The organism is Leptolyngbya sp. FACHB-711 (assembly GCF_014695615.1).
Classification (GTDB): Bacteria; Cyanobacteriota; Cyanobacteriia; order Elainellales; family Elainellaceae; genus Leptolyngbya_A.
This window is the reverse complement of sequence record NZ_JACJOR010000409.1, coordinates 1-23,327: the sequence shown is the minus strand read 5'-3', so window position 1 is coordinate 23,327 and position 23,327 is coordinate 1. Positions and strand designations below refer to the sequence as shown.

General features: G+C 51.1%; 20 protein-coding genes. 4 read left to right on the top strand and 16 right to left on the bottom strand.

The genetic code is table 11. The features are described 5' to 3' along the window. Positions 1-884: AraC family transcriptional regulator (locus tag H6F80_RS17860; protein ID WP_206755090.1), on the top strand; the 884-nt coding region annotated here is incomplete at its 5' end. Positions 885-1,088: 204 nt separating this feature from the next. Here the strand turns inward: H6F80_RS17860 and H6F80_RS17855 are convergent. The 10 genes from H6F80_RS17855 to gyrA all read right to left on the bottom strand — a co-directional run bounded on the left by H6F80_RS17855 (position 1,089) and on the right by gyrA (position 12,766). Continuing rightward, positions 1,089-2,561: a DUF262 domain-containing protein gene (locus tag H6F80_RS17855; protein ID WP_190792873.1), complete on the bottom strand. Its 1,473-nt coding sequence runs from the start codon at positions 2,559-2,561 to the stop codon at positions 1,089-1,091. Between the two features lie 438 nt (positions 2,562-2,999). Beyond that, entirely contained in the window at positions 3,000-3,752 is a 753-nt protein-coding gene (locus H6F80_RS17850) for an anti-sigma factor (protein ID WP_242067427.1), read from the bottom strand. Between the two features lie 6 nt (positions 3,753-3,758). Further along, a complete protein-coding gene (locus H6F80_RS17845; protein WP_190792871.1) occupies positions 3,759-4,343 on the bottom strand; it encodes a sigma-70 family RNA polymerase sigma factor in 585 nt (194 codons plus the stop codon). A 341-nt stretch (positions 4,344-4,684) separates the two neighbouring features. Next, positions 4,685-5,215, bottom strand: a complete 531-nt coding sequence (locus H6F80_RS17840; protein ID WP_190792870.1) for a pentapeptide repeat-containing protein — start codon at positions 5,213-5,215, stop codon at positions 4,685-4,687. Between the two features lie 295 nt (positions 5,216-5,510). Then, positions 5,511-5,663 (bottom strand): hypothetical protein, encoded by a 153-nt coding sequence (locus tag H6F80_RS17835; protein ID WP_190792869.1) that lies wholly within the window; start codon positions 5,661-5,663, stop codon positions 5,511-5,513. Between the two features lie 67 nt (positions 5,664-5,730). Beyond that, complete coding sequence (locus H6F80_RS17830; protein ID WP_190792868.1) at positions 5,731-6,456, bottom strand: ABC transporter ATP-binding protein; 726 nt, start codon at positions 6,454-6,456, stop codon at positions 5,731-5,733. Positions 6,457-6,465: 9 nt separating this feature from the next. Then, a complete protein-coding gene (locus H6F80_RS17825; protein WP_190792867.1) occupies positions 6,466-7,683 on the bottom strand; it encodes an ABC transporter permease in 1,218 nt (405 codons plus the stop codon). Positions 7,684-7,763: 80 nt separating this feature from the next. Continuing rightward, positions 7,764-9,101 (bottom strand): efflux RND transporter periplasmic adaptor subunit, encoded by a 1,338-nt coding sequence (locus H6F80_RS17820; protein WP_347277893.1) that lies wholly within the window; start codon positions 9,099-9,101, stop codon positions 7,764-7,766. 188 nt (positions 9,102-9,289) lie between these two features. Continuing rightward, on the bottom strand, positions 9,290-9,820 hold the full coding sequence (locus H6F80_RS17815) for a GbsR/MarR family transcriptional regulator (protein WP_190792866.1): 531 nt from the start codon (positions 9,818-9,820) through the stop codon (positions 9,290-9,292). Positions 9,821-10,222: 402 nt separating this feature from the next. Further along, positions 10,223-12,766: a DNA gyrase subunit A gene (gene gyrA / locus H6F80_RS17810; protein ID WP_190792865.1), complete on the bottom strand. Its 2,544-nt coding sequence runs from the start codon at positions 12,764-12,766 to the stop codon at positions 10,223-10,225. A gap of 248 nt (positions 12,767-13,014) precedes the next feature. On the opposite strand from gyrA, the gene H6F80_RS17805 reads away from it, so the two are divergent. Next, positions 13,015-13,413: a response regulator gene (locus tag H6F80_RS17805; protein WP_190792864.1), complete on the top strand. Its 399-nt coding sequence runs from the start codon at positions 13,015-13,017 to the stop codon at positions 13,411-13,413. Positions 13,414-13,467: 54 nt separating this feature from the next. Here H6F80_RS17805 and H6F80_RS17800 read toward each other — a convergent pair whose 3' ends face one another. From H6F80_RS17800 to H6F80_RS17780, 5 genes are all read right to left on the bottom strand, one after another. Further along, positions 13,468-13,626: a hypothetical protein gene (locus H6F80_RS17800; RefSeq protein WP_190792863.1), complete on the bottom strand. Its 159-nt coding sequence runs from the start codon at positions 13,624-13,626 to the stop codon at positions 13,468-13,470. 1 nt (position 13,627) lies between these two features. Continuing rightward, positions 13,628-14,092, bottom strand: a complete 465-nt coding sequence (locus tag H6F80_RS17795) for an NUDIX hydrolase (protein ID WP_190792862.1) — start codon at positions 14,090-14,092, stop codon at positions 13,628-13,630. Between the two features lie 293 nt (positions 14,093-14,385). Continuing rightward, complete coding sequence (locus H6F80_RS17790) at positions 14,386-16,074, bottom strand: ATP-binding protein (protein WP_190792861.1); 1,689 nt, start codon at positions 16,072-16,074, stop codon at positions 14,386-14,388. A gap of 164 nt (positions 16,075-16,238) precedes the next feature. Then, positions 16,239-17,735: a UDP-N-acetylmuramoyl-L-alanyl-D-glutamate--2,6-diaminopimelate ligase gene (locus H6F80_RS17785; RefSeq protein ID WP_190792860.1), complete on the bottom strand. Its 1,497-nt coding sequence runs from the start codon at positions 17,733-17,735 to the stop codon at positions 16,239-16,241. A gap of 31 nt (positions 17,736-17,766) precedes the next feature. After that, the gene (locus tag H6F80_RS17780) at positions 17,767-18,054 is read right to left on the bottom strand and encodes a glutaredoxin family protein (RefSeq protein ID WP_190792859.1); all 288 of its coding nucleotides are present in this window, start codon (positions 18,052-18,054) and stop codon (positions 17,767-17,769) included. A 453-nt stretch (positions 18,055-18,507) separates the two neighbouring features. On the opposite strand from H6F80_RS17780, the gene cysH reads away from it, so the two are divergent. Both cysH and H6F80_RS17770 read left to right on the top strand, forming a co-directional pair. Then, complete coding sequence (gene cysH / locus H6F80_RS17775; RefSeq protein ID WP_190792858.1) at positions 18,508-19,257, top strand: phosphoadenosine phosphosulfate reductase; 750 nt, start codon at positions 18,508-18,510, stop codon at positions 19,255-19,257. 380 nt (positions 19,258-19,637) lie between these two features. Next, on the top strand, positions 19,638-21,881 hold the full coding sequence (locus H6F80_RS17770) for an ATP-binding protein (protein WP_190792857.1): 2,244 nt from the start codon (positions 19,638-19,640) through the stop codon (positions 21,879-21,881). On the opposite strand, the gene H6F80_RS17765 is transcribed toward H6F80_RS17770, so the two are convergent. After that, a partial coding sequence (locus H6F80_RS17765; protein ID WP_190792856.1) for a sensor histidine kinase occupies positions 21,867-23,327 on the bottom strand: 1,461 nt, incomplete at its 5' end. The two genes, H6F80_RS17770 and H6F80_RS17765, sit on opposite strands and share 15 nt — an antisense overlap.

Here is a 23,327-nt window from a genome sequence, read left to right as displayed (position 1 = left end):
TCAAAGACATGTCTCCCCAATCAGATTGCCATTCAGCGGAGCTAACTCGCCCAGAGCGGGTGATATCTAGCCAAAGCCTCCACTCAGGCGAATTTATCATTGAACATCAGATTCAGCCTGCTGGCGAATGTGATGTATCAGGCGGATTAACCCATCACGTTCTGCTGCTTGAATTGAGCAACGTTTCACGACAAATATTCTGCATGGATGGGCGATCGCATGATGACTCACTGCACCGAGGCGATCTTCTGTTAATTCCCGCAGGGGTTCCTTTTTCTGCTGCCTGTGCAACACCAGACGAAGTACTAGCGTTCACCATTGAGCCAGCTTTTTTAGAACGATTGTCGCTAGAAGCCGATTATCCTCATGCGATCGAGCTAATCAGCACCTTTAAACATCGCGATCCACACATTGAAGGAATTACACAATCCATTCAACAGGAAATCCAGATCGCAGATTGGGGAAACCGATTATATCTAGATTCATTAGCGAACCTTTTAGCGATTCATCTGCTCCGAAACTACACATCACAACCCCTGAGGCGATCAAAGCCTGAACCGGGGCTGGGGAAGTTGGCGTTAAACCAGGTATTAGACTACATTGATGCTCATCTTGAACAAGAGATCCAGCTAGCTGATTTGGCGCAAGTAACAAATCTCAACCCCTGTTACTTTTCCAGTCTTTTTAAACACTCTATGGGAATTTCTCCCTGGCAATATGTCATGCAGCAACGAGTTGAACATGCAAAGGAATTGTTAAACCAGCACCATTTTTCAATTTCAGAGATTGCTATTCAGTGTGGTTTCAATAATCAGAGTCATTTTACCCATCAATTTCGCAAGCTAACAGGGGTTACACCCAAGGCATATCGACAAAGACGTTGAATTTTTTAAATATCCCCACGTCGATCTCGAAACAGCACTGAGCTTGCCTCTATTAATCTTGAATTATTAGGGATGCATTAGGATAAGCAGAACGCAGCCGCATAACGATCCCAATCACCCGCCGCAGATAGTCCTTAATTTCCACAGATAACCTCTCGACGGTCGGTGTGCATTGAGGTTATTGGGCTACTGGCTATACTTACGTTATGAAACTGGATAGCCTTTCATAAAATTTTTGACATCTTCGATCAACTCCCAAACTTCCTCCTTTGAAGCAGGATTGGCGACTGAATGACTACAACGATTGCGAATATCACCCATTACTTGAATACGACGATGTTGCGTTTGGTCATAAATCTGAGCAGATTTTAGCGTTTCGCTTAATGGATCAATCGTATTGCCACGTAGTTTGAGCGGTGGGTTTTGGCTTTCACACAAGGCTTTTAAGTGCTGCTCAAGGATAACGCCAGCCATTGCACCAGCCGCAGGAAAGTAACCAGTCTTAAAAAGGATTTTTGCTTCAAACAAAGGATCATTCGCCTCTCCTACATTAGCAGGACTACTGAGAATTTCTTGAACAATAGTTTTGAAACCAAACCATCGCGTCTTTGTAGCTTCTGTCCCCGCTGGACGGCGCGAAATTGCAGTGCGAATTTGAGGATTGGTTGCAATGTAGAATTTGTAGGCTTCAAGAATAGATTTCGCTACAGGTTGAACTTTTAAGGGTGCATGGCCTATAAGTGCCGATGCTTGAATGTCGAGAGCAGAGATAGAAAATTTTTTCTCCCATCTTCCTCCCTCTTGTGAAATACCATCATCCACCGAATATAGACGCCCTGCATTCTCACCAAATACAGTATTCACATTTTGCATAGTTTGCCGAAACGTCGTTCCAAGTTCGGCAACTTGTACTTTATCTTTTGGAGCGTATTTCCCCATGTAATCGTTGAGAAATCGCTTTAAATTTCCTGAATAGTGATCAATCCGGTTCGTAAACGAGAAAAAACGTAATATCATTTCACGCTCAACAAACCGTGCTTCTGGAGAATCATGACCTTTTATTTTTCGCCAATTGGCATCTTGCTCTAATTCAGCTAGCAAGTCACAGAATAGACCCCGATAAACACAGTTTCTAATCTCTTGTTCATTCAGTGCCATTGATCCGCGATTTAATCGCTCAAAAATCTCATAGCGTAGATCCTGATTAGTGCCTGCATCAATGACAATGCTACGGATGGGTGCGTCAACAATTTTCTCTTGCTCCTGTTCAGATAAGTCTTGAAACAGTTTGCCGTTCAAGCTACTTAGCTTTTGTAGTTTCTTCAACTTAAACTGGTTTGTGACAAACCGAATTAAAGTTGTTAATCGTTGTTGCCCATCAACTACCTCAATCTTGCCTGTCTCAAGACGTACAAAGTAAAGGGGTGGAATTGGTATTTGTAGCAGCAGTGATTCTATAAGGCGTGATGGTAACTCAGGCTTCTGATCCCAGACATACTCACGTTGGTAATGAGGTTGTACATTAATTTGCCCTCGATCGTACTTATCACGCAGAGTCGAAATAGTCCAATCATGGGGCTGACTGGCGACAGGACGAGCATCAGGCTTGTCAGCAACCTCTTCAACTTCGGGTTCAAGCTCTGCATATTCCTGGTCAATTTCGTAATTTTCTGTCATTTTGCCCTGACTGATGACACTATCCTCTGATTTCTAGCATTTCAGTATAGAACTTGCCAACAATGCTTCACACACCCCAACTACTAGCAGGTACTCTTTACTGTCTTCACCAAGATATGAAGCAACCAACTATTAATAGACTGAAAATTTCCGCATAAGATCCCATAATGGGTGGATAGGCAGAATGATTCTGCATAACACCCCAGATTTACTATTTATGCAGATTATTTCCGCATCATGCTACTGCCGTGGATTAGGGAGTTATGCTGAGCTGTTTGAGTATGATGCTGGTGAGGATCGATTATACCGACCAGAGCGAGTTGAAGCGGGAAGCCGTGAATCCGAATCACTCACAAAATTGTTTCCTGGGAAGCATTCCGGCTGGTGAAATAAACGCTGTCAGGAAAAGGATTAAAAACAGTTACAAGTCAAAAATGGTTACAAGCCACTGAGCAAAATGGGCGATCCGCTATGCTGCTGGGGCGCGATCGCCTGCTCAGCCGTTACTGCAACTTTCGCAACGAGATTGCGCTGTCGATAAACTTCAGGCATGGTAATGGTTTGCGAAAAACTGCCACGATCGTCAACCTGAAATGCTTTGGTTAAAATTGCGCCTTTTGCATCCGTTGTGAAGGGCGCGTTCGGCTGGAGAACAGTCCAGAGAACATAGGTTTGACCCGGTGGCAGCGGCGGTAGGTTTTGAACCGCGATCGTGCCTTCGAGCGTTGCAGGGTTCACCTTTACTGTTGCAGTTGCGGGATTGTTGGCTGCTGTCGCTTGCAGCGAGTAAGCCAGGGCAGCTTGCGTTGCTTGCGTTTCATTTTGTGCAGTTTGAAGTGCGTGCCACAGGCGATAGTTGGCAATCCCTAGTGCGGCAATGAGGGCGGCAGCGGCGACTGCGATTGCTTTTCCCCAAGTTCGCCAAGAGGAATAGCCAGCGGATGGAGTGGCAAACGAATCTGCAGAAGGACCCGCATAAGCTTTTGCCAAGATTGCCGATCGCAGCCGAGCGGGGGGGAGCACTTCGGGCGGCGCATAAGCAAGTTCCAGGGTTTTTTGCATCTGGGCAATTCTTGCGGCGATCGTCGCATCGACGATTAGGAGCTGCTCCAATTCTTTAGCTTCTTCTGAATCGAGTGTGCCGAGAACGTAGCCTGCAATCAATCGCTGTAAGGATTCTGGAGACGACATAGGCAACTAGCGAGTGAGGTGAGCAAGGGTTTGGCGTAATTGAATCAATCCTCTTCTGGCTCTCGCTTTCGCTGTTCCAAGCGGAATGTTTAGGCGATCGGCAATTTGTGACTGGCTCAAACCATCGTAGTAAGCCATCTTCAGAATCTGCTGCTGCTCTTCCGAGAGTTGGGCGATCGCAGCCTGCACTTCCTGGGATTGCTCCTGTTGAAATACGGATTCGAGCAGTGGATCGGATGCACGTTCAGCCTGGCTTCCTTTCCAGCGAGCCAGAAATGCAAGGGTTCTGCTGCGCGATCGTACCCGATCGATCGCCCGCGATCGCGTTAGAACTGCAAGAAATGTCCTGAGCGAGCCACGCTGTGGATCATAAGAACAGCCTCGGGCCAACATCAGAAAAATGTCTTGAGTCAGGTCTTCTGCTTCTTGAGGATTGCCAAGCACTTTGAGCGCAAGCCCATACACTAACCCGGCATGGCGATCGTAGATTGTGCTCAATGCGTCTATTTCACCCGCGCTTAATGCGATGAGTAATTCTGCATCTGTTGGGGCAGCCAGAGCTTCTCTACTAGTCGGTTGTTCAGGACGCATACGTTACAGAAAACCTGTGAGAACGAGTCCAAAAGAGCATTGGATAGGCTGTGAACAGCCTAGTTTGGACATCCTAGTTTAGGACATCATATTAGATTCTCAGTTCGATTCTTAGCGGCTGGCTGGAAAGAGAGCTTGAGTGGCTGGTGAGATTCGGCAGATCCTCCCTAGCCTTCCTTCAAAGAAAGTCAATTCACACGAATCAGAAAGCTGCCCAGACCTCCTTCTAGAGCCTGAGCAGGTCATATTGAACTCAAGCCGTCACTCGCAATCCTTACGTTTTGGGCGTAAGTGAAAGCAGGAGAGCAGGAGATATCAGGATTAGCGCGATCGCTACGGGATCAGCCTTCTCCCTCTAAAAGCGTTCCCTCGGTATTGGCTCCCTCCAGATTCGCCCCGTTTAAATTTGCCTGGTTTAGATCGGCTTCGTGCAAATTTGCCTGTGATAGGTCCGCAACCTCCAGGTTCGCCCCGCTCAAGTCTGCCTGTTCGAGGTTTGCCGCAGATAAATTTGCCTGGCTCAGATTGGCTTCGCTTAAGTGAGCTTCGGTAATGTTTGCCACTGCCATTTCAGAGTGGCTCAAATTGGCATGATCAAGCACGGCTCCCTGTAAAATTGCCCCGTCGAGAATGGCATCTTGCAAGTCGGCTCCCTGCAAATTCGTGTGGCTCAGATTCGCACCATTCAAATCGGCATGTTGCAACCGCACATGGCTTAGATTTGCATGACTCAGGTTTGCACCGTTCAGGTCGGCATGATCCAGAATGGCACCGCTCAGATTGACGCCGACCAAGCTAGTTTCACTCAGGTCAATTCCGGTGAAGTCTCTTCTGCCGTTGGCATATTCTTCCAGGATTTCTACGAGTCCCATTGACTGACCTCCAAAAACGAGTTGTTCTGGTTCAAGCGCAATCGATTAACTCACATTCAACTGATGGTTAACTCTAACTGGTTAACGCCAACTGGTTAACTTGATGGTTAACTCACAGCTGCAAAGTCTCAGATGCAGAATATCAGATGCAAAATATCAGAGCCAGAAGCAGGAATGTTGCCATTCACCCCGGTGGGCAGCACCCGTCCTGTAGTCGTATCGTTACCGGGATCGTTATCGGCAAAGTTGACCCTGCTGCAATCAAAGCAATCACTCCCATGCCTCTATCAGCCCATCACCCAAAGCCGGACAAGTAGCCAAGCGGCGATCGCAAACCCCATTCCAAAACGGGAATCCGCCCAAAAGAGGAATCCGCAAAGGGAGTTCGGAACACAGTTCGATCGTATTTATCGTATTTACAGTAGCGGTCTGCATAAATAAGCAGCATCTAACCTTAGAAATGGATTAGATGCACAACCTGCCCTTCCTGAGTAGGAGAAACCGCTCAGCAGTTTTTAGTTTGCTGATGGTGCTATAACCAACTGCGCCATATCGGCTGGCGTGAGGCGATCGTACATCACCTGCCCATCGCGGAACCAGACAATGCGCTTCGTTTGGCGGGCAACTTCGGGTTCGTGCGTCACCATCACCACCGTAATACCGCTGGCGTTCAGTTCGCCAAAGATATGCAAAACTTCCTGCGTTGTGTGGGAATCGAGTGCTCCGGTAGGTTCGTCTGCCAGCAAAAGCACAGGACGATTGACGATCGCTCTAGCAATGGCAACGCGCTGCTGCTGTCCGCCGGAAAGCTGAGTCGGTTTGTTGTTGAGGCGGTTTGCCAGTCCTACGCGAGTCAGTGCTTCTGCCGCCCGTTCTCTGCGCTCATTTGTCGGAACGCCTGCATACACCATCGGCAACATCACGTTTTCCATTGCGCTAAGCTGTGGCAGCAAATGAAACTGCTGAAACACAAAACCCAGCTTGCGGTTGCGAATGTGCGCCAGTTCCGAATCGCCAATCTGCGCCACCTCCAACCCATCTAGGTAATAGCTGCCGCTCGTGGGGCGATCGAGACAGCCGATCACGTTCATCGCGGTAGATTTCCCTGAACCCGACGGACCCATAATCGCGCAGTATTCGCCAGACTCCACCACCAGATTCACATCTTGCAGCGCATGGACGATCGTATCGCCTGCGCCATAAGTCTTTTCGATATGTTCGAGTCGGATAATCGCTTGCATCTGTTCTCCCTATGCACTCCGCAGTGCCACGATCGGATCGAGTTTTGCTGCCTGACGCGCCGGAAACACGCCGAAGAATAAGCCAATGCCGCCCGACACACCCACTGCCAGCACGATCGCGATCGGCGAAACACCTGCCTTTAAGGGAGTCACGGCTGAGATGAGCGTCACACCCCCCACTCCGATCGCCGTTCCAACCACACCCCCGATCGCTGCCAAAATAATTGCCTCGATCATAAACTGGGTCAGAATATCCTGCTGCGATGCCCCGATCGCCTTTCGCAGACCAATTTCCTGGGTGCGCTCCCGCACGGAAACCAGCATGATATTCATAATGCCAATGCCGCCGACAAACAGTGAAATTCCGGCAATGGCAGCCAGCATCAGGGTGAGTGCGCCCGTCACATTGCCGACAATCTCCAGCGCGTCCTTCTGGTTGCGAATCGTGAAATCGTCTTCGGTAGTGACTTTGTGCCGGAGCCGCAACAGGTTCGCGATCTGAAACTGTGCCGCATTAATCGTCTTTTCGTCCTTTGCGCCGACCGAGATAAAGGTGACTTCTGTGCCGTAGGGCGATCGAGCACCCGTAATCCGGCTCGACATGGTGGTGAGGGGAATAAACACTGTATCGTCCTGGTTATTGCCCAGAAACGCCCCTTTTGCCTCCATCACGCCGATCACTTCAAAGCTAATGTTTTTGACGCGAATCTGCTGCCCCACCGGATTGGTATTACCAAACAGCTTGCGGGCAGTATCCGCTCCCAAGGCTGCCACCCGGTTACTGCGCTCTACGTCCTGCTCGGTGAAAAAGCGTCCGCGATCGACTTCATAATCTCGCACTTCTGTGAAAGCAGGCGTCGTTCCCAGAATCAAAATACTGCTGCGCTTGCTTCCGGCGGTCACAGGCTGCTGGCTCTGAAGCTGCGGCGCAACAGAAGTCACAGTCGGAACCTGCGTTGCGATCGCTTCTGCGTCTTCCAGGGTGAGCGTTCGGGGAACATCGATCGTGCTACGGTTTGCTTCTTCGCTGCCCGGAATAATAAAGAGCACGTTTGGACCCAGCGACTCAAACTGTCCTGCCGCATATCGCTGCGCCCCCTGACCCACGCCGACCATCGTGATCACCGACGCATTGCCGATAATAATGCCCAGCATCGTGAGCGTACTGCGGAGTTTGTTGGCAGTTAGCGTCTTCACTGCCATATTGACGCTTTCTAGAATATCCATCTCAAAGGATTGATGAAGGTAAGTTAGTCGGAAGGGTCAGGGGTCAAGGTCAGGAGCCAAGGTCAGCAGCACGACTGACGCTATTGACGTTTCGGCTTATTCCACTCAGAGTCCGGCGGAATGTCGGTAAACACCCGCTCTCCAGGCTGAACGCCTTCTAAGATCTGCGTCTGGTCGCCCACTGTGGTTCCCAGCACGACTGGGCGGAACTGGGGCTGTTCCCGATCGTTCGGAACCAGAACTCCCGATTCGCCGTTGTTTGTCACGATCGCCACCGTGGGAACCACGACCGCATTCTTCACCGAATCGCCCAAGAAAGTAGTGTCTACGTTCATGCCCGATCGCAGTTTGTCTAAACCGTTGGTCAGCTCGATCCGCACCTGGAAAGAAGTTACATTTTGCCGTACCACTGCTTCTGGCGCAATCAGGCGCACCCGTCCCTGAAACACCTGATCCGGGTAAGCATCTGCCTGGATCTCGACTGCCTGACCGATGCGCAACTGCCGCACATCCACTTCGGGCACTTCTGCCAGCACTTCCAAGCCTTCTGCCAAAGCGACGATCGCCGTTGAAGTAGCTGAGGTTGCTTCGGAAGCGGACGTGGTGGGGGTGACAAATGCCCCTTCAGTCGCAAACTTCTGGGTAATAATGCCGCTAAACGGAGCGCGAATCAGCGTATCCTGATACTGCACTTCGACGCCTTCCAGGTTGCCCCGTGCTTCCTGGAGTTCTGCCTGGGCTGCAGCAATGTCTTCGCTGCGGTTGCCGCTTTGCACCAGATCTAAACTGCGGCGGGCTTCCTGCACACTCGCCTGGTTTTGCTCCAGGGTTGCCTGAATATTAGCGGCATTGCTGATCACTTCATCCAGCGCATCCTGGGAAATTGCACCTTCGTCTGCCAACTGCTGGTTGCGAACTACCCGGTCTTGCGCCAGTTGCAGCCGTGCCTGAGTTGCATTCACCACCGCTTCTGCCTGCCGGACTCTTGCCTCTGCCTGAGCAATTTCCTGCGGACGGTTGCCTGCTCGCTGGCCTGCCAGCCGCGCTTCTGCCTGAGCCACTCTTGCCTGCGCCTGAGTGAGCTGCGCCTGAATGGTGCGAGACTCCATCCGCGCCACCACCTGACCCTGCTGCACACGCTCGCCCTGTTCCACCAGCAGTTCTGCTAAAACGCCAGAAGTCTTCGGACTCAGATTCACCGTCTGGATGGGCTGTACTGTGCCGCTTGCCGTAATTCGCACCCGCAAAGATTGAGACTCGACCGGAACCGTCATGGTCGCAACGTCAGGCGTTCCTGTATTGCGCTGCATGACTGCATAGGTAATTCCGCCTGTACCGAGCAATCCGGCGGCAAGTAACCCGATCGCCCAGGGAGCAGGTTGACGGACTTTACCAATCAAAGGAAGTTGCATAGTCATGGTAGGCGGATTGTATTTTGAGCAGAAACAATACAGATACAGGACAGAAATACAGAAATAAAGACGAAAAAGGTGAAGTCAAAAAGCCAGGGCAGATAAAGCTGCTCTAGCTAGAAAGATTCAGCACAGACTTGCCCTACAAGGTAGCGATACAAGAACCTGAAAGGAATCATCCAAATGACCGGAAACTAATCATCCGATTGATTGGAATGCTGCTCTTTATCCCACCGTTGGTCGAGCAAAGGCAGTTCTCGTTCCCAGAAAGCGTGAATGTCACGCATTTCTTTAAGACGCTCTTTCAGCGGAGAAGGAGCATTGCCCATCAGATCCATTCCGCGCTGAGCCAATTCCTTAAAAGCAGTAATTTGAACAATTCGCTGCTTAGTGAGCTGCGTCCACGCATGGGGCTTGATCTGAAAATAATCGCGTCGATCGCCCGGCAGACTAATTCGTTCAATAAAACCAATCTGGATCAGCAGCCGCGTCATCGTACTGATCGAGCCTTTACTCGCTTTGAGGACATCAGCCAGCTCACTATGAGACTGCTGGGGCGGCTCACAGATCAATAGCCAGCCAAAGATGCGCCCTGCCATGCGAGGAAAGCCAACCAGCTCGAACATCAAGCCAACTTCTTCAATAAAACGAATTTTTTCAAACGGCGGGTCGCTGCTCAAGGGTTCAGAGAGATCATTAACGTTACTTAATTCTAAGGATACCATCTTTAATCCGTTCAGCAAAAACTGAACTTATTGAACGTCGAAGGCTTAAAAAAGCTCCCCACTTCCACTGAACTATAATCTAGCTCAGTCCTCTGCTGTCTCACCTCGCTCTAACGGGCTAGTTATTGTAGGTGAACTTGCTTTAGGCAGCAAGGAAACGTTTGAGAAGTGTTAACAGAGGAACCCGAACCGCCCCCCTAGCCCCCCAATTCTGGGGGAAACCTGGCTCGCTTTAAGGAATTCAAAGTTCCTCAAAGTTGAGAGATTTAGGGGGCAATGTAGGACACTGGATACTTTTCAACCATCCTTATTAGGCTAAGCAGAACTACACACCTACCTGTTTAGTGCCCTGTTTAGTACCCTGCTGGGTGCAAGTTACTGTTTGGTATCAAGTTATTCAGCTCAGGCGGATTTCCCAGCCGCGTCTTCCTCCGGCTCGATCGCCTCATTCTCAAACAGGCGCACCACTTTTTCAGACTTACTGAGTTTCAGCACTGGATCACCTGCATCGCTGCGTTTCAAGAGGGGCACTTTGTCGATCGGCAGTTTCGCAAGGCGATCGTCACTGGTCAGCACTGTGACTTCTCCATTCGGCAACGCTAGCCCAACGGCAGCCAAAGTGTCAGATCGCGATGAGAACTGGATTGCCTGAACGCCCAACCCACCGCGAGACATGAGCTTGAGCGTGGAAACCGGGATACGCTTTGCATCGCCCTGTGCAGTCATTAGCAGCAGATCATCTTCCTGCAGGGCAGTGATGCAGTCTACGAGCTGCTCGTTTTTGTGGAGGCGCATGGCTTGCTGTCCCTGAGCCGATCGCCCCATCAGAGGAATTTGCTCGTCGTTGACTTCGAGCCGCAGCAGTCGTCCGGTTGAAGTTGCCAGAATGAGCTGCTCTCCGGCTTGCGTCAGGCGAACAAAGCGCAGTTCGTCATTTTCCTTGAGCTTGAGGGCAGTAATGCCGCGTGCGGTGAGGTTGGTGAACTCTGACAGAGGCATGCGCTTGATGCGTCCCTCGCAGGTCAGCAGCACCAGATCCAGCCCTTCCAAATCTTCGGGCGCTGAAGGCAGGATGAGCTGAGAGACGATCGCCTCTGGATCGGTTTGCGCCGTCGCAGGCAGCAGCGTCACTAAAGGCGTTCCCTTTGACTGGCGGGCGGTTGCTTGAATCGCGGCAATACTGGCACTGTATGCCTTACCGTCTTTGGTCAGCATCAGCAGCGAGTGTCCGGTATTGGCGGTTTCCGTTTGCACCGGGAAGTCTTCGAGTTCGGTCAGGGTTTGGGTCACGGGAGTTTCCTGCTTTTCCTGCCGTTTCTGGTATGCCTTGGGCGTGAATCGCCGCACATAGCCTTTCTGGGTAAATTCCAGTACGACTTCCTGTTCGGCTGCCTCTTCGTCGCCGCCAAACTGCGCCAGTTCTGCCTGTGCCGATGCTTGCTCGGCTGCAGAGACTAAGCGAGTGCGGCGATCGTCCGCAAACTTACGCTTCAGGGTTCGCAGGTCTTTTTTGAGGGATTTCAATAACTCCTTGCGGTTATTCAGCAGGCGATCAAGTTCTTCCATTCGATTGTTGAGCTGCTGATATTCGTCTTGGATCTTTTGCCGCTCCATGCCAGTCAATCGACTGAGGGGCATTGCGAGAATTGCGCTCGCCTGTCGATCGCTAAAGCCAAACCGTTCCTGCATTTGCAGCTTTGCCGTGGAACCATCAGGCGATCGGCGCAGGATTTCGATCACGCCATCCATATTTTCAAGCGCACTCAGCATTCCTTCCAGCAAATGGGCGCGGGCTTCGGCTTTTTCCAGTTCGTAGCGATACTGGCGGGTGAGCGTTTCTTCCCGGAAGCTGAGGAACTGCTGAAGCAATTCGCGCAGGGACATTTGACGCGGCTGACCGTCGGCGATCGCCAGCATAATCACGCCAAAGTTCATTTGCAGAGGCGTGAGCCGATACAGTTTTTCGAGGATCTGGGCAGGTTGCGCTTCCCGCCGCATTTCGATCACCACGCGCATTCCTTCTCGGTCGCTTTCGTCGCGAAGATCGGCAATGCCGTCGATCTTGCCCTGGTTTACCAGTTCTGCAACTTTCTCGATCCAGCCTGCTTTGTTGACCTGAAAGGGCAGTTCAGTGACGATAATCGCCAAACGCCGATGTCTACCGCGTCCCAGGTTGATTTCTTCCAGCTTAGCCACACCACGAATCGGAATGCTGCCGCGTCCGGTGCGGTACGCCTCAAAAATGCCGGACGTATCGAGAATCTCGCCGCCTGTGGGAAAGTCGGGTGCAGGAATCAGCCGGAATAGCTCGTTGTCGGGCAGTTCGGGGCGATCGATCAGGGCAATCAGTCCATCGACCAGTTCCCCCAGGTTGTGGGGCGGAACATTGGTTGCCATGCCCACCGCAATGCCGGAGCAGCCGTTGAGCAGCAGGAAAGGAAGCTGGGCGGGGAGGACGATCGGCTCTTGCTGCGAGTTGTCGAAGTTGCCGATAAAGTCTACGGTTGCTTCGCCGATTTCCGAGAGTAAGCCTTCGTTGCCCACAGCGGCCAGACGGGTTTCGGTGTAGCGCATTGCCGCAGGCGGGTCGTCGTCTACCGAGCCAAAGTTGCCGTGTCCTTCCAACAGCGGATAGCGGCTCGAAAAGGTCTGCACCATTCGCACCAGGGCATCGTAAACCGCCTGATCACCGTGGGGGTGATATTTACCCAGCACATCTCCGACCACACGAGCACATTTGCGGTAAGGGCGATCGGGGGTTAAACCCAGTTCGTGCATGGCGTAGAGAATGCGTCGATGCACAGGTTTTAAGCCGTCTCGCACATCGGGCAACGCTCGACCCACGATTACACTCATGGCGTATTCCAGGTACGATCGCTGCACTTCGGTGTGCAAGGCGGTGGCAATCACCTGTCCTGAATTTAAGATGTTGAGTTGTTCAGCCATGAGTCAGATTCCTTTGCAATTCGCGAGTCATAAAATCACGACGGTTGAGGCGTGCATTGCCAATGGTCGTGAGCAAGTTGTAAGCGTGTTTTGGGGAAGCAGGGGCACTGTCCCCTTCTGAAGCGGGCTTCTCACACCTCTGCTTCATTTAATTATTCATTGAAACGACCAGATGATTCGACGATCGGACATGACGATCCTCTACGCTTGAACTAAGGTTAGATAAAGAGCTAACAGAGAGAAAAACGATGAAGACCGTTCTAATTGTGGAAGATGATTTGATTAATGCGCGAGTATTCTCCAAAATACTGACAAAACGAGGCGGGCTAGAAGTTAAACATACCGAAAATGTGGATGAAGTTATGAAAATTGCCCAGGCACAAGAGGCAGATATTATCCTAATGGATGTGTCTCTGTCACACAGTATGTATCAGGGCAAGCCCGTAGACGGCATCAAGATCACGCAAATGCTGAAGTCCGATCCTCAGACGGCTAGTTTACCAATCATTTTGGTCACGGCACACGCGATGGAAGGTGATCGAGAAAATTTCCTTCGGCAAAGCGGCGCAGATGACTACATCTCGAAGCCGGTGGTGGATCATCAGCAGTTTGTCGATCAGGTCATAGCATTGCTGCCACAAGACTAATTCTTCAAACAGACGCGACTGGGTCTACGAATGCTCAAACTGAGTATATACGTACTATTCCATTTTGACAAAAGTTTGGCAAAGTGACCGTTCAACCGAGGCTTCAACCCAAGCTTCGACCAGAGCTTCGATCGGAAATTCGTTCAGGTATCTCGTCAAACCATGCTCAAGCGTCTGAAACTTGAGTCGCTCCGTTGCTTCGATCGCAAACAAACTACCTCAGAAACAGTTCGGGCAGATCGCGTGGATTGACAAAAATTGAGTAGTTGAGCTTTGGATAGGCGATCGGCGGACGCTGCCAAAAAAAGGTAAAGCACATGCCACGATCTGCCCCTGTACCAAATACGGTGTGCTCCCAGTGATCGGGTAGAGTCGATGGAGCTTCCAGCAAGTAATAGTGACGGCGAGTGACTCGTTTCGATTTCAGGTCACAGCGATCGACCGTTCCCAGCCTGCGAACAATTTGCAGATCGGTTAGACCGCTTTCTTCTGCTACTTCCCGATACAGGGCTGCTTCGATCGACTCTCCGGGATCAACCCCGCCGCCCGGAATCTGGACGGGAGCCTCCACACAGCGCGGATGGCGAAACAGCAGCAGCTCATACTGGCTACAGGCATTCTGACGCAAAATAAAGGCGCGAACTCGTTCGGAAATTGAAGCGGAATTAGAAAGATTCATGCCGATCGGATTCATGGAATGTAGGGGAATCGGATTCGCTCTAGTCCATTGTGCTATATCGCCTCTGCAAATCCTCAAAACGAAGGAAAGGACAAGCCTTCATAAGCCTTAATCGCTCTACCCAGCCCGTTAAGTACTGATGCAAATGATGAAGACCGTAAAAGCAATCACCAACCGCGCCTACAAACCAGAAGGATTTGGCAACGCGCCAATTGCTAATTCCAAGAAGAGCAAAAAGAAGAAAAAGAAATAGGCTTGGAGGAAGTTTGACTCACGATCGTAATTAAACCACTTCACAGTTCGCTGCTGCCCCCACCGGGAGAAAAGCCATTTTGCGTCGCATCAACCGTCTTTGCAGAGCCAGAATAAATGGGCAGAAGCACCGCAAACAGGGTTCCTTCGCCTGGCTTACTCTTGACGCTAATCGACCCGCCACAGCGCGTTACAAGCTGCTGCACGATCGTTAGCCCCAGTCCCACACCGCTATCTTCTCCGGATTGGCGACCCCGATAGAAGCGATCGAAGATTTTTGGCAGTTCACTGGTGGCAATGCCGACTCCGGTATCGCGAAACTCGATCAAAAGGCGATCGTCTTGCTGTCTGACTCTGACCCAGACCTGACCCCCACCGGGCGTAAATTTGATGCTGTTGTGCAGCAGATTAATCACAATTTGCCGTAGCCAGTGGAGTGAGCAGGCAACCGGAGGAAGTTCTTCTGGCACGGTATAAGCCAACCGCACGCCCTTTTCCTCAGCAAGCGGCTGATAGGTGCTGACCACACCCGGCACGACTTCGCTCAACCGCAGCGGTTCCTGCGCGACTTCGGCAGTATTTTCAATTTGCAGCAGCGACAAACCACTGGAGATCAGGGAGTTTTGTCGATCGCACTCGCGACTGAGCATTTCCATGTATTTTTGACGCTGAGGCGGTTTAAGGCTGGGCGAGTTGAGCAGCGACAGAGCAGTTTTCATGGTGGCAAGCGGCGTACGGAGTTCCTGCCCCAGGTTTTGGACAAAATCATTTTTCTGCTGAAGGAGAGCAAGTAACTGCTGGTTTTCCTGCTGAAGTTCTGCTGCCTGCTTTGCCCGCTGTCGATCGATCGCCCCACTGCGCCACAAGTCTTCCTGTCGCTGCACCTGTTTGGTCAGGAGTTGGGCAAGCAGCAAGGGATCAAGACTCTGAGCCATGCCCTGTGCCTGAAGCTGCTCCCAGGTCAGCGGCATCACTTCCGGCGATCGAGCGGTTTCTTCGCAAATCACCGCCTGATTCACCCCTTGAAGCACGGACTTCAGCAGCGCAGCATCAAACGAATACAGCGTCAGGAGCGGATGCTTGCGTTCCAGCCCTTCGTCATCCTGAATCCCGGCTGGTCTTCCTGCCAGTCGATCCGGCTCACTCCATGCCAGCCTATCCATGCTGCTGTTGCGGTTCAATCGAGGGCGATGCGCCAGAATCAGCCCATAAAAATGAGCCGTCGCTGCCAGCACAAAGTACTCTCGTTTAAGCTGGGCCTCGGCGGCAAGCGTGAGGGAATAAATCTTGACATTGCTGCTGCCCGCTGGCTCAGGGTCGGCTTTGGAAACAGGCGCGCCAATGACGGTTATGTCCATCATGTCGTCTGTCCAGTCGGTTATCTGTTGAGCAGGAGGCTGCGGAGCCGATGCCAATCGCTTTGCATGAACTGATCTGTCTTTTCTGGCTTGGGCGGCTTCCTGCACCATTTCAGCCTGGGTTTGCAGCAGGTAGATCTGATGCGGCAATTGAGCGGTCTGGCAAAAACGATTGAGTTCTGCCTGCCAGGCTGTTCCTCTTGGCAGTTTGACCCAGACCGCCGCAGGGGATGGCTGTTCCAGCAAAAAATCAAACATCAGCCCTACCATCGATTTAAATGTCGTGGGACTGAGTTGCAGCGGCGAGGAAGCAGAGGCAGCCTGACTTGCTAACTCATAAAGCGATCGGTTAACGGGGGGCAAAGCTGTCATGATTATGAGGATAGAAAAAGGAAAGAGATCAAGGGTGGGGCTACCTATACCGATTGTGCAGCCCTCTGGACAAATTCGTACTTTTTCTGTTAACTTTCTCCATCCTTCCCCCTGATCAGCGTTAATGCTGCAAATCTAGTTTTCTTTGCCTCATTAATTTTGCCTTACTGATTTTGCCTCATTGATAAGGACAGCCGCGCCTGTTCTCGATCGTCAAAATGCACCTTTTCCGTTCCCAAAATTTGATAATCCTCGTGTCCTTTTCCGGCAATCAGCACCCCATCTCCGGGCTGCGCCTCCAGAATTGCCGTTTCAATCGCTAAGGCACGATCGGCAATCACCGTGGGTTCTACCGTTTCAGGAATTCCGGCGAGAATGTCCTGCAGAATGCGATTGGGGTCTTCAGTCCGCGGATTATCAGAGGTAACGACTGCCCAGTCTGCTAGCTCGGCGGCAATGGCTCCCATCTTCGGACGCTTGGTTCGATCGCGATCGCCCCCGCAGCCAAACACGCAGATCATCCGCCCCGAAATAAATGGACGCGATGCCCGCAGCAAGTTTTCCAAGCTATCCGGCGTGTGGGCATAGTCCACAATGACACTAATATCTTGCTGGAGATTAGTCTGCACTCGCTCCATGCGTCCCGGTACGCCGCCAAACTGAGGCAAAGCCTGGGCGATCGTCGGAAGATCTACGCCGAGATGCAAAGCCGCACCGATCGCCGCCAGCACGTTTGCAATGTTGTACTGTCCCACCAGCGGCGACTGAAAAGCAATTTCTCCAGCAGGCGTATGCAAAACGCCCCGCACTCCGTCGGATTCGTATTCCAGATCGCTCGTCCATAAATCCGCAGAGGAATCGGTGACGCTGTACGTCCAGACTCGATCGCGCTCAATTTGCTCGATTAAACGACGACCGTAGGGATCATCCTGATTCACGATCGCCCGTCCCTTCAAATAATCAGGGCTAAACAGCAGAGCCTTTGCATTGAAATAATCTTCCAAATCTCTGTGATAGTCGAGGTGATCCTGTGTCAGGTTGGTGAATACGCCAACCTCAAACGGACAACCCCAGACCCGACCCTGTGCCAGCGCGTGGGAACTCACTTCCAGAACGGCAACTTGGGAGCCTGCATTAGCTGCTTCGGCAAGCTGTTCTTGCAGTTCGACGGCAAAAGGCGTGGTGTGAACTGCCGTCTGCTGATAGCCTGCCCACCGAGCATAGAGCGTTCCCAGCAGGGCAACCGGTTGCCGTGCCTGAAGCAGCAAAAACTCAATCAGATGCGTCGTCGTCGTTTTGCCGTTAGTTCCCGTGACCCCCACCAGATTCATCTTCTCAGCAGGAAACTGGTAGAAAGCTGCCGCGAGCCGGGCACAGGCTTGCCACATATCCGGGTAGGGAATGACGCAGTGCGATTCAATGGCTGAAGCTGATTTTTCTGCGGCCCCAGGGGAGACGATCGCCGCAACCGCCCCCGCCGCCATTGCACTGTGCCAAAACTCGCCCCCATCCACACGGGTTCCGGGCATCCCGATAAACACATCTCCGGGATGGCAGGCGTGGGAATTGGTCGTTAATCCTTTGACCTCAGCCTCTAGTGCAGGGTGATTGGGCAGCACAGACAGGGCGGGAAGGTGAGACAGCAGTTCTTTCAGCTTCATATCGACAGCTCCTCCTGGACTGGAATTGCGATTATTCTGCCTTATTTTTCGAACTCTGCAATAGGATCTTTTGCAACAATCGATCGATTTGCTCGATCGAAGCACGGGGCGAAATACGCGGAACCAGAACAGGAGTTGGGTCAGACGAGGCAACCAGATAAAGCACCGGAATTTCGTATTGATATGCCTGAAACCAATCGTCGCGGGTGGTAATGTCGCGCACTTCCAGATCAAATTGCAGGCTCTGGATTTGCTCTAGCTTCTCCTGGAGTCCTTCACAGAGGTGACAGCCCGGCTTGCTAAAAAGAATGAGTTTCATCGTAAGAATAAAGTTAAGCTTTGCGGTAACGTTGTTCCACCTGCAAGCAGGCAAAAGAAAAGAGGCAACATTTGCGGCGATCTTTGCTGGCAAGGCAATCTTCCGGCAAGGCGATCGCTCCTGCAAATGGCAAGACTCCTCAGCACAGATACTTTGCTCTTTTACGCAGATCTTTCATGCAGATCTTTCACGCACACCTTCTACGGAATAGTACAAGTAGCCAGGCAATTAGCCAGGCTCTCCCACCGGGACATACTGCCGCGATCGAAATTCTGGCGGAATCCTGGCGAAATAATCATGGCAGAGAGACAGATAAAGCATGCGCGTTGCATGAGGAATTCTGATCTCTCTCAGCATATCGTTATCAAACTCCTAAGCCGATCGGCTTATGTGCCTTTCTAAGATAAAATAGGTATCAATACACAAGAGTAAATCAGCCTGAAAGAACGGGTTATGACAAGTTATTCCCCTGAAGCCGACGCTGGACAGCACGTTGTCGATATCAGTCAGTTTGATTTGGAGGAGCTAAACCGCCGCTTTGATACCGCTACCCCCCTGGAAATTTTGTCCTGGTGTGCTGCGAATATTCCAAGCGGGCTGGTGCAGACGAGCGCCTTCAATATCGACGATTTAGTGATTACAGACATTCTGTATCGCCAGCTCAAGTTCGTCCCGCCTGTGCCCGTCATCTTTCTGGATACGCTGTACCACTTCAAGCAAACGCTGGAACTGGTTGAAAAAGCAAAGGAACTGTACAGCCTGAACCTCCAGACCTACAAAATTCCAGATGTCGATTCGCGTGAGGCTTTTGCCGCTAAGTACGGCGAGGCTCTGTGGGATACCGATATCGCTAAGTTCCACCAGCTCACCAAGATTGAACCGCTTCAGCGCGGACTGGACGAACTCAATACGATCGCCTGGATTACCGGACGCAGACGCGATCAGGCAGTTACCCGCGCCGATATGCCCGTCTTTGAGCTAGACAACCAGCAGCGGCTCAAGATTAATCCACTAGCAGCCTGGACGCGCAAACAGTCCTGGGAATACGCGATGGAACACAAAGTCATCTACAACCCGCTCCACGATCAAGGCTATCCCAGCATTGGCGATGAACCGATCACGACTCCGGTTGGCGAGGGCGAGGATGAACGGGCTGGACGCTGGCGCGGCACCGGCAAAACCGAGTGCGGTATTCATATCTAGAGATTTTGATTTAGCTCGATTCTGACTTCTATCGCAGGAGTGCTACCGATCGGGTCGAATTACGACTAATTTTCATCAGGTGGGCGGTTGGTCCACCTTTTTTTATGGCAATTTTTATGGCAATTTTTTATAGCAATTAACCAGAGCAAGTTGGGCATCGTACCTCGATCACCTAGCAAACCCATCACGCCCGATCGCATACCCGGTCGCATACCCGATTGCAAAAGTACGGCTCCTACCCGGTTTTGGTGATCCGTATCCCTTAATGCTAGACAGGAATGCCAGATAGAAATGCCACGCAAGCAGGAAATGATCAAGCGTTGGGATTTGTCGCATTCGCTAGGGAACGATAAAGCCACTCTTTCTTTGTCTATCGAGCTATGGCGATCAAAGTTCTGGAGCGGCGGTTTATAGTCAAACAGCTACCATTACGCCTAATCCTAATCATTCCCTTCGTGCTGCAAATCTTTCTGGCAGTTGGCTTGACGGGTTATTTCGCGATCCGCAACGGTCAAAAATCAGTTGAAAAAGCAACATCCCAGTTACGCAGTGAAATTAGCGATCGCATTAATCAGCAAATTCTCAATTATCTGGAAAAGCCCTACATCATTAATCAAGTGATTGCGGCTGGAATTGCAGGAGGGCAGCCTGATGTAACAGACATCCCCGCATTAGAGCATTTCTATTGGCGTTTGGTGAACCAAAACACAGTCGATTTCCTTCAGATTGCCACTCCTAGCGGGACTAACATTCTTATAGATCGCCTGGAAGAGGGACTCATTGTAGCTCGCACAATCGAAGAAGCAAACCGACTCGATCGCCAGAGCTATCGCCTTGATGAACGAGGTAGACGGGCTGAATTACTGCAAACTCAGCCGTTCGACGCACGGACGCGCCCCTGGTACAAAGCTGCGCTGGAAGCGGGTCAGCCTATTTGGAGCGAAATTTTTGTCGGGGCTGCAACCTCAAGAGTTACCATTTCTCTATCTCAACCCATCTACAGCGAAACAGGCAATCTTTTAGGGGTGCAAAGCAGCAACTTTCGCCTTTCACAAATTCATGAGTTTCTAAAAAACGTGGCAGTCGGACAGACCGGACAAACGTTTATTGTCGATCGTACTGGCAATTTGATTGCGAGTTCAAAGGTTGAGCAACCCTTCAAAATACATGATCAGAAACTAGAACTCGTTCCAGCTGAAAATTCTGAAAATCCTGTCATTCAGGCTACCGCAAAAGCCTTGAGCGACCAATTTGGGAGTTTCAGTCAGATTAATCAAATTCAGCAGTTTGAGATTCAAACGGATAGCGGTCGTCAATTTGTACAAATCTCCCCGCTTCAAGACGGGCGCGGAATTAATTGGTTCAGTGTTGTGGTCATTCCCGAAGCGGACTTCATGGCAGAAATCAATGCCAACACCCGCACCACCATTCTGCTCTGTTTCGCTGCACTGATTACGGCAACGATTCTAGGTATCTATACATCAAAATGGATTTCTCAACCCATTCTGCGCTTGAGCCAGGCATCTGAGGCAATTGCAGATGGAGCATTCGATCAAACTGTGAATCCATCGAATGTTCGAGAGTTAGGAGTTTTGGCTCGTTCGTTTAATCAAATGACGCAGCAGCTCCGCGAATCTTTTACTGCGCTAGAGCGAACCAATGAACAGCTAGAACAACGAGTTGAAGAACGCACCACAGAGTTGAGCAATACACTTCAAGAACTTCAGCGCACTCAATCTCAAATGATTCAGGCTGAGAAAATGTCAAGCCTGGGGCAATTAGTGGCTGGAGTTGCTCACGAAATTAACAATCCTGTGAATTTCATTCATGGAAATGTGGCGCATGTAAGCCAATATAGCCAGGATCTTTTAGAGCTGATCCAGCTTTATCAGCAAGAATTTCCGGTTCCACCTTCAGCAATTCAAGCCAAACTTGACGATATAGAGCTGGAGTTTCTCACAGAAGATGTTCTGAAGCTGCTTGCCTCCATGAGAGTTGGAACAGAGCGAATTCAAGAAATTGTCAAATCTCTCCGCACCTTCTCCCGCTTAGATGAAGCGCAGGTCAAAGAAGTCAATATTCATGAGGGATTGGATAGTACCTTGATGATTTTGCAGCATCGACTGAAAGTGAACACCAACCGTCCAGAAATTCAGGTAATTCGGGATTACGGCGAGCTTCCTTTGGTGGAATGTTATCCCGGACAGCTCAACCAAGTCTTTATGAATATTCTGGTAAACGCGATCGATGCTCTCGAAGAAAGTAACACAAAGCGCACTTATCAGGAGCTAAAAGATCATCCGAATCAAATTACAATTCGTACTTCAACTGTCAATACAGATTGGGTAGAAATTACGATCGCGGACAATGGCTCTGGCATGCCGGAAGCGATTCGTCAGTCTATCTTTAATCCCTTTTTCACAACCAAACCGATTGGCAAAGGAACGGGCATGGGAATGTCTATTAGCCATCAGATTATTGTCGAGAAGCATGGTGGTAAATTAGACTGTTTCTCGACGGTTGGAGAAGGAACCGAATTCATAATTCAGCTCCCAATTCAACTGGAAGCCCATAAAACAACTGAACTCACCTCAGCAGAGCGATCGCCTTTACCGCGTTTCTAGAGGCAGGAAAACTGTTAAAATCTCGCCCTGTTGCGGGTGATGCTTCACGATCAGCTTGCCGCCCAACACCTGAAAAAGGTTTTTGGTGACGCTCATATTCAGGCTAAGATTGCCCGTCTCCGGCTGGAACATCAGCAGTTGACCGATCGATTTCAGCGTCGGCACCACGCCAAACTTCATGCCTTCTTCTTTGCCGTCTTTGGATTTGCCTTCCGGGTAAGACTCAAATTGCAGCTTGAGCTGATGTCCTGCCAGGGTGACGCACACATGGATATGGCTTCCCGGCGGCAGGCTGTGGGTAATGCGATCGACCAATCCCGTGAGTGCCTGATCAAGCATTGTGGGATCGGTGATGACCATTGGCAGCTTTTGCGGCAGGCTGACTTCGAGCGTGTGGCTATGCTGAGTGGCTTGCTGCTGCCAGCGATCGATGTTTTGCTGAAGCACCTGTGCCAGGGAAATCGGTGAAAGCGGACTGAGCGGAGCGCGAGTTTGGGTCGTCTCCAGTTCGGCAGCGCGAAAAATCAGGTTAAAGCGATCGATTTGCTCGGTGCATTCGCGATCGATCGTTTGCAGTCGCTTGATCACGTCTGGGCTGAGTTCTTTGCGCTTCAGCAGCAGTCGAGTCAGGGTACGAATCGTAGTCAGGGGAGTCCGCACTTCATGGGCGATCGCCTGAAGCAGTTCGGTATCAGGGCAGGCATTGCCCTGGTTAACAACCGTCTCCGCGGCATGGGAAAGAATCGGCTCAACGGTGAATACCCTCTCACCGGGATACTTTGACTTCTTCCCGTGATGTTTAGGCGGCACAGATACTTTAATCGGCTGAACGGTTTTGTAAGCGGGTGGCTTCACGCTGGGTGCAGCAATGCTCTCAACCCGTTTGCGATCGTCTGCCTCCAAGTCTGCCGGGTCGGGAAGGTGGGTTAGCATCAGCCGCGTGAACTGAATCACTGTGCGATAATCGGGCGCGACCGGAGCAAACTGCTCGACCAGAGATTCCAAATTGCTAAGCGCAGGAGCAAACGCAAGCTTCAGCCTTGCCTGAATCGATCGCCATGCTTGCCATACGGTTTCGGGTTCAAAGGAAAACAGAAAAGTCGGAGTTCCGGCAGGGGTTTCGCCAACGGCCATTACCAAACTCAGGGTCGGGGTAAGCACCAGGCAAAACTGCTCGGCAGCCAGCGGGTCGCTCGCCATCAGTGGCAGGGTAGGCGGCGTGGCATAGGCAGAGTCGATCGGCAAATTCTCAGCAGCCGGAAGCTTTAACCGCTCCTGAGTCGAACTCACCGTTAGCGTCCAGGCAGCAAACTGATGCACCAAACACTGATCCAGCACGGCAACCGGACCCGACAGCACCACCCCTGACACTTCTTTGCCCAAAGCAGCAGAGCCTGAAGCAGCCTGGAGTTGCAGAAGTTCGTTTAAGGCAGCGATCGCCCCACT

Coding starts and splice junctions, on each gene's coding strand:
- H6F80_RS17855 (WP_190792873.1), bottom strand. CDS start 2,561: ATGACAGAAAATTACGAAATTGACCAGGAATATGCAGAGCTTGAACCC.
- H6F80_RS17850 (WP_242067427.1), bottom strand. CDS start 3,752: ATGTCGTCTCCAGAATCCTTACAGCGATTGATTGCAGGCTACGTTCTC.
- H6F80_RS17845 (WP_190792871.1), bottom strand. CDS start 4,343: ATGCGTCCTGAACAACCGACTAGTAGAGAAGCTCTGGCTGCCCCAACA.
- H6F80_RS17840 (WP_190792870.1), bottom strand. CDS start 5,215: ATGGGACTCGTAGAAATCCTGGAAGAATATGCCAACGGCAGAAGAGAC.
- H6F80_RS17835 (WP_190792869.1), bottom strand. CDS start 5,663: ATGCTGCTTATTTATGCAGACCGCTACTGTAAATACGATAAATACGAT.
- H6F80_RS17830 (WP_190792868.1), bottom strand. CDS start 6,456: ATGCAAGCGATTATCCGACTCGAACATATCGAAAAGACTTATGGCGCA.
- H6F80_RS17825 (WP_190792867.1), bottom strand. CDS start 7,683: ATGGATATTCTAGAAAGCGTCAATATGGCAGTGAAGACGCTAACTGCC.
- H6F80_RS17820 (WP_347277893.1), bottom strand. CDS start 9,101: ATGACTATGCAACTTCCTTTGATTGGTAAAGTCCGTCAACCTGCTCCC.
- H6F80_RS17815 (WP_190792866.1), bottom strand. CDS start 9,820: ATGGTATCCTTAGAATTAAGTAACGTTAATGATCTCTCTGAACCCTTG.
- gyrA (WP_190792865.1), bottom strand. CDS start 12,766: ATGGCTGAACAACTCAACATCTTAAATTCAGGACAGGTGATTGCCACC.
- H6F80_RS17805 (WP_190792864.1), top strand. CDS start 13,015: ATGAAGACCGTTCTAATTGTGGAAGATGATTTGATTAATGCGCGAGTA.
- H6F80_RS17795 (WP_190792862.1), bottom strand. CDS start 14,092: ATGAATCTTTCTAATTCCGCTTCAATTTCCGAACGAGTTCGCGCCTTT.
- H6F80_RS17790 (WP_190792861.1), bottom strand. CDS start 16,074: ATGACAGCTTTGCCCCCCGTTAACCGATCGCTTTATGAGTTAGCAAGT.
- H6F80_RS17785 (WP_190792860.1), bottom strand. CDS start 17,735: ATGAAGCTGAAAGAACTGCTGTCTCACCTTCCCGCCCTGTCTGTGCTG.
- H6F80_RS17780 (WP_190792859.1), bottom strand. CDS start 18,054: ATGAAACTCATTCTTTTTAGCAAGCCGGGCTGTCACCTCTGTGAAGGA.
- cysH (WP_190792858.1), top strand. CDS start 18,508: ATGACAAGTTATTCCCCTGAAGCCGACGCTGGACAGCACGTTGTCGAT.
- H6F80_RS17770 (WP_190792857.1), top strand. CDS start 19,638: ATGGCGATCAAAGTTCTGGAGCGGCGGTTTATAGTCAAACAGCTACCA.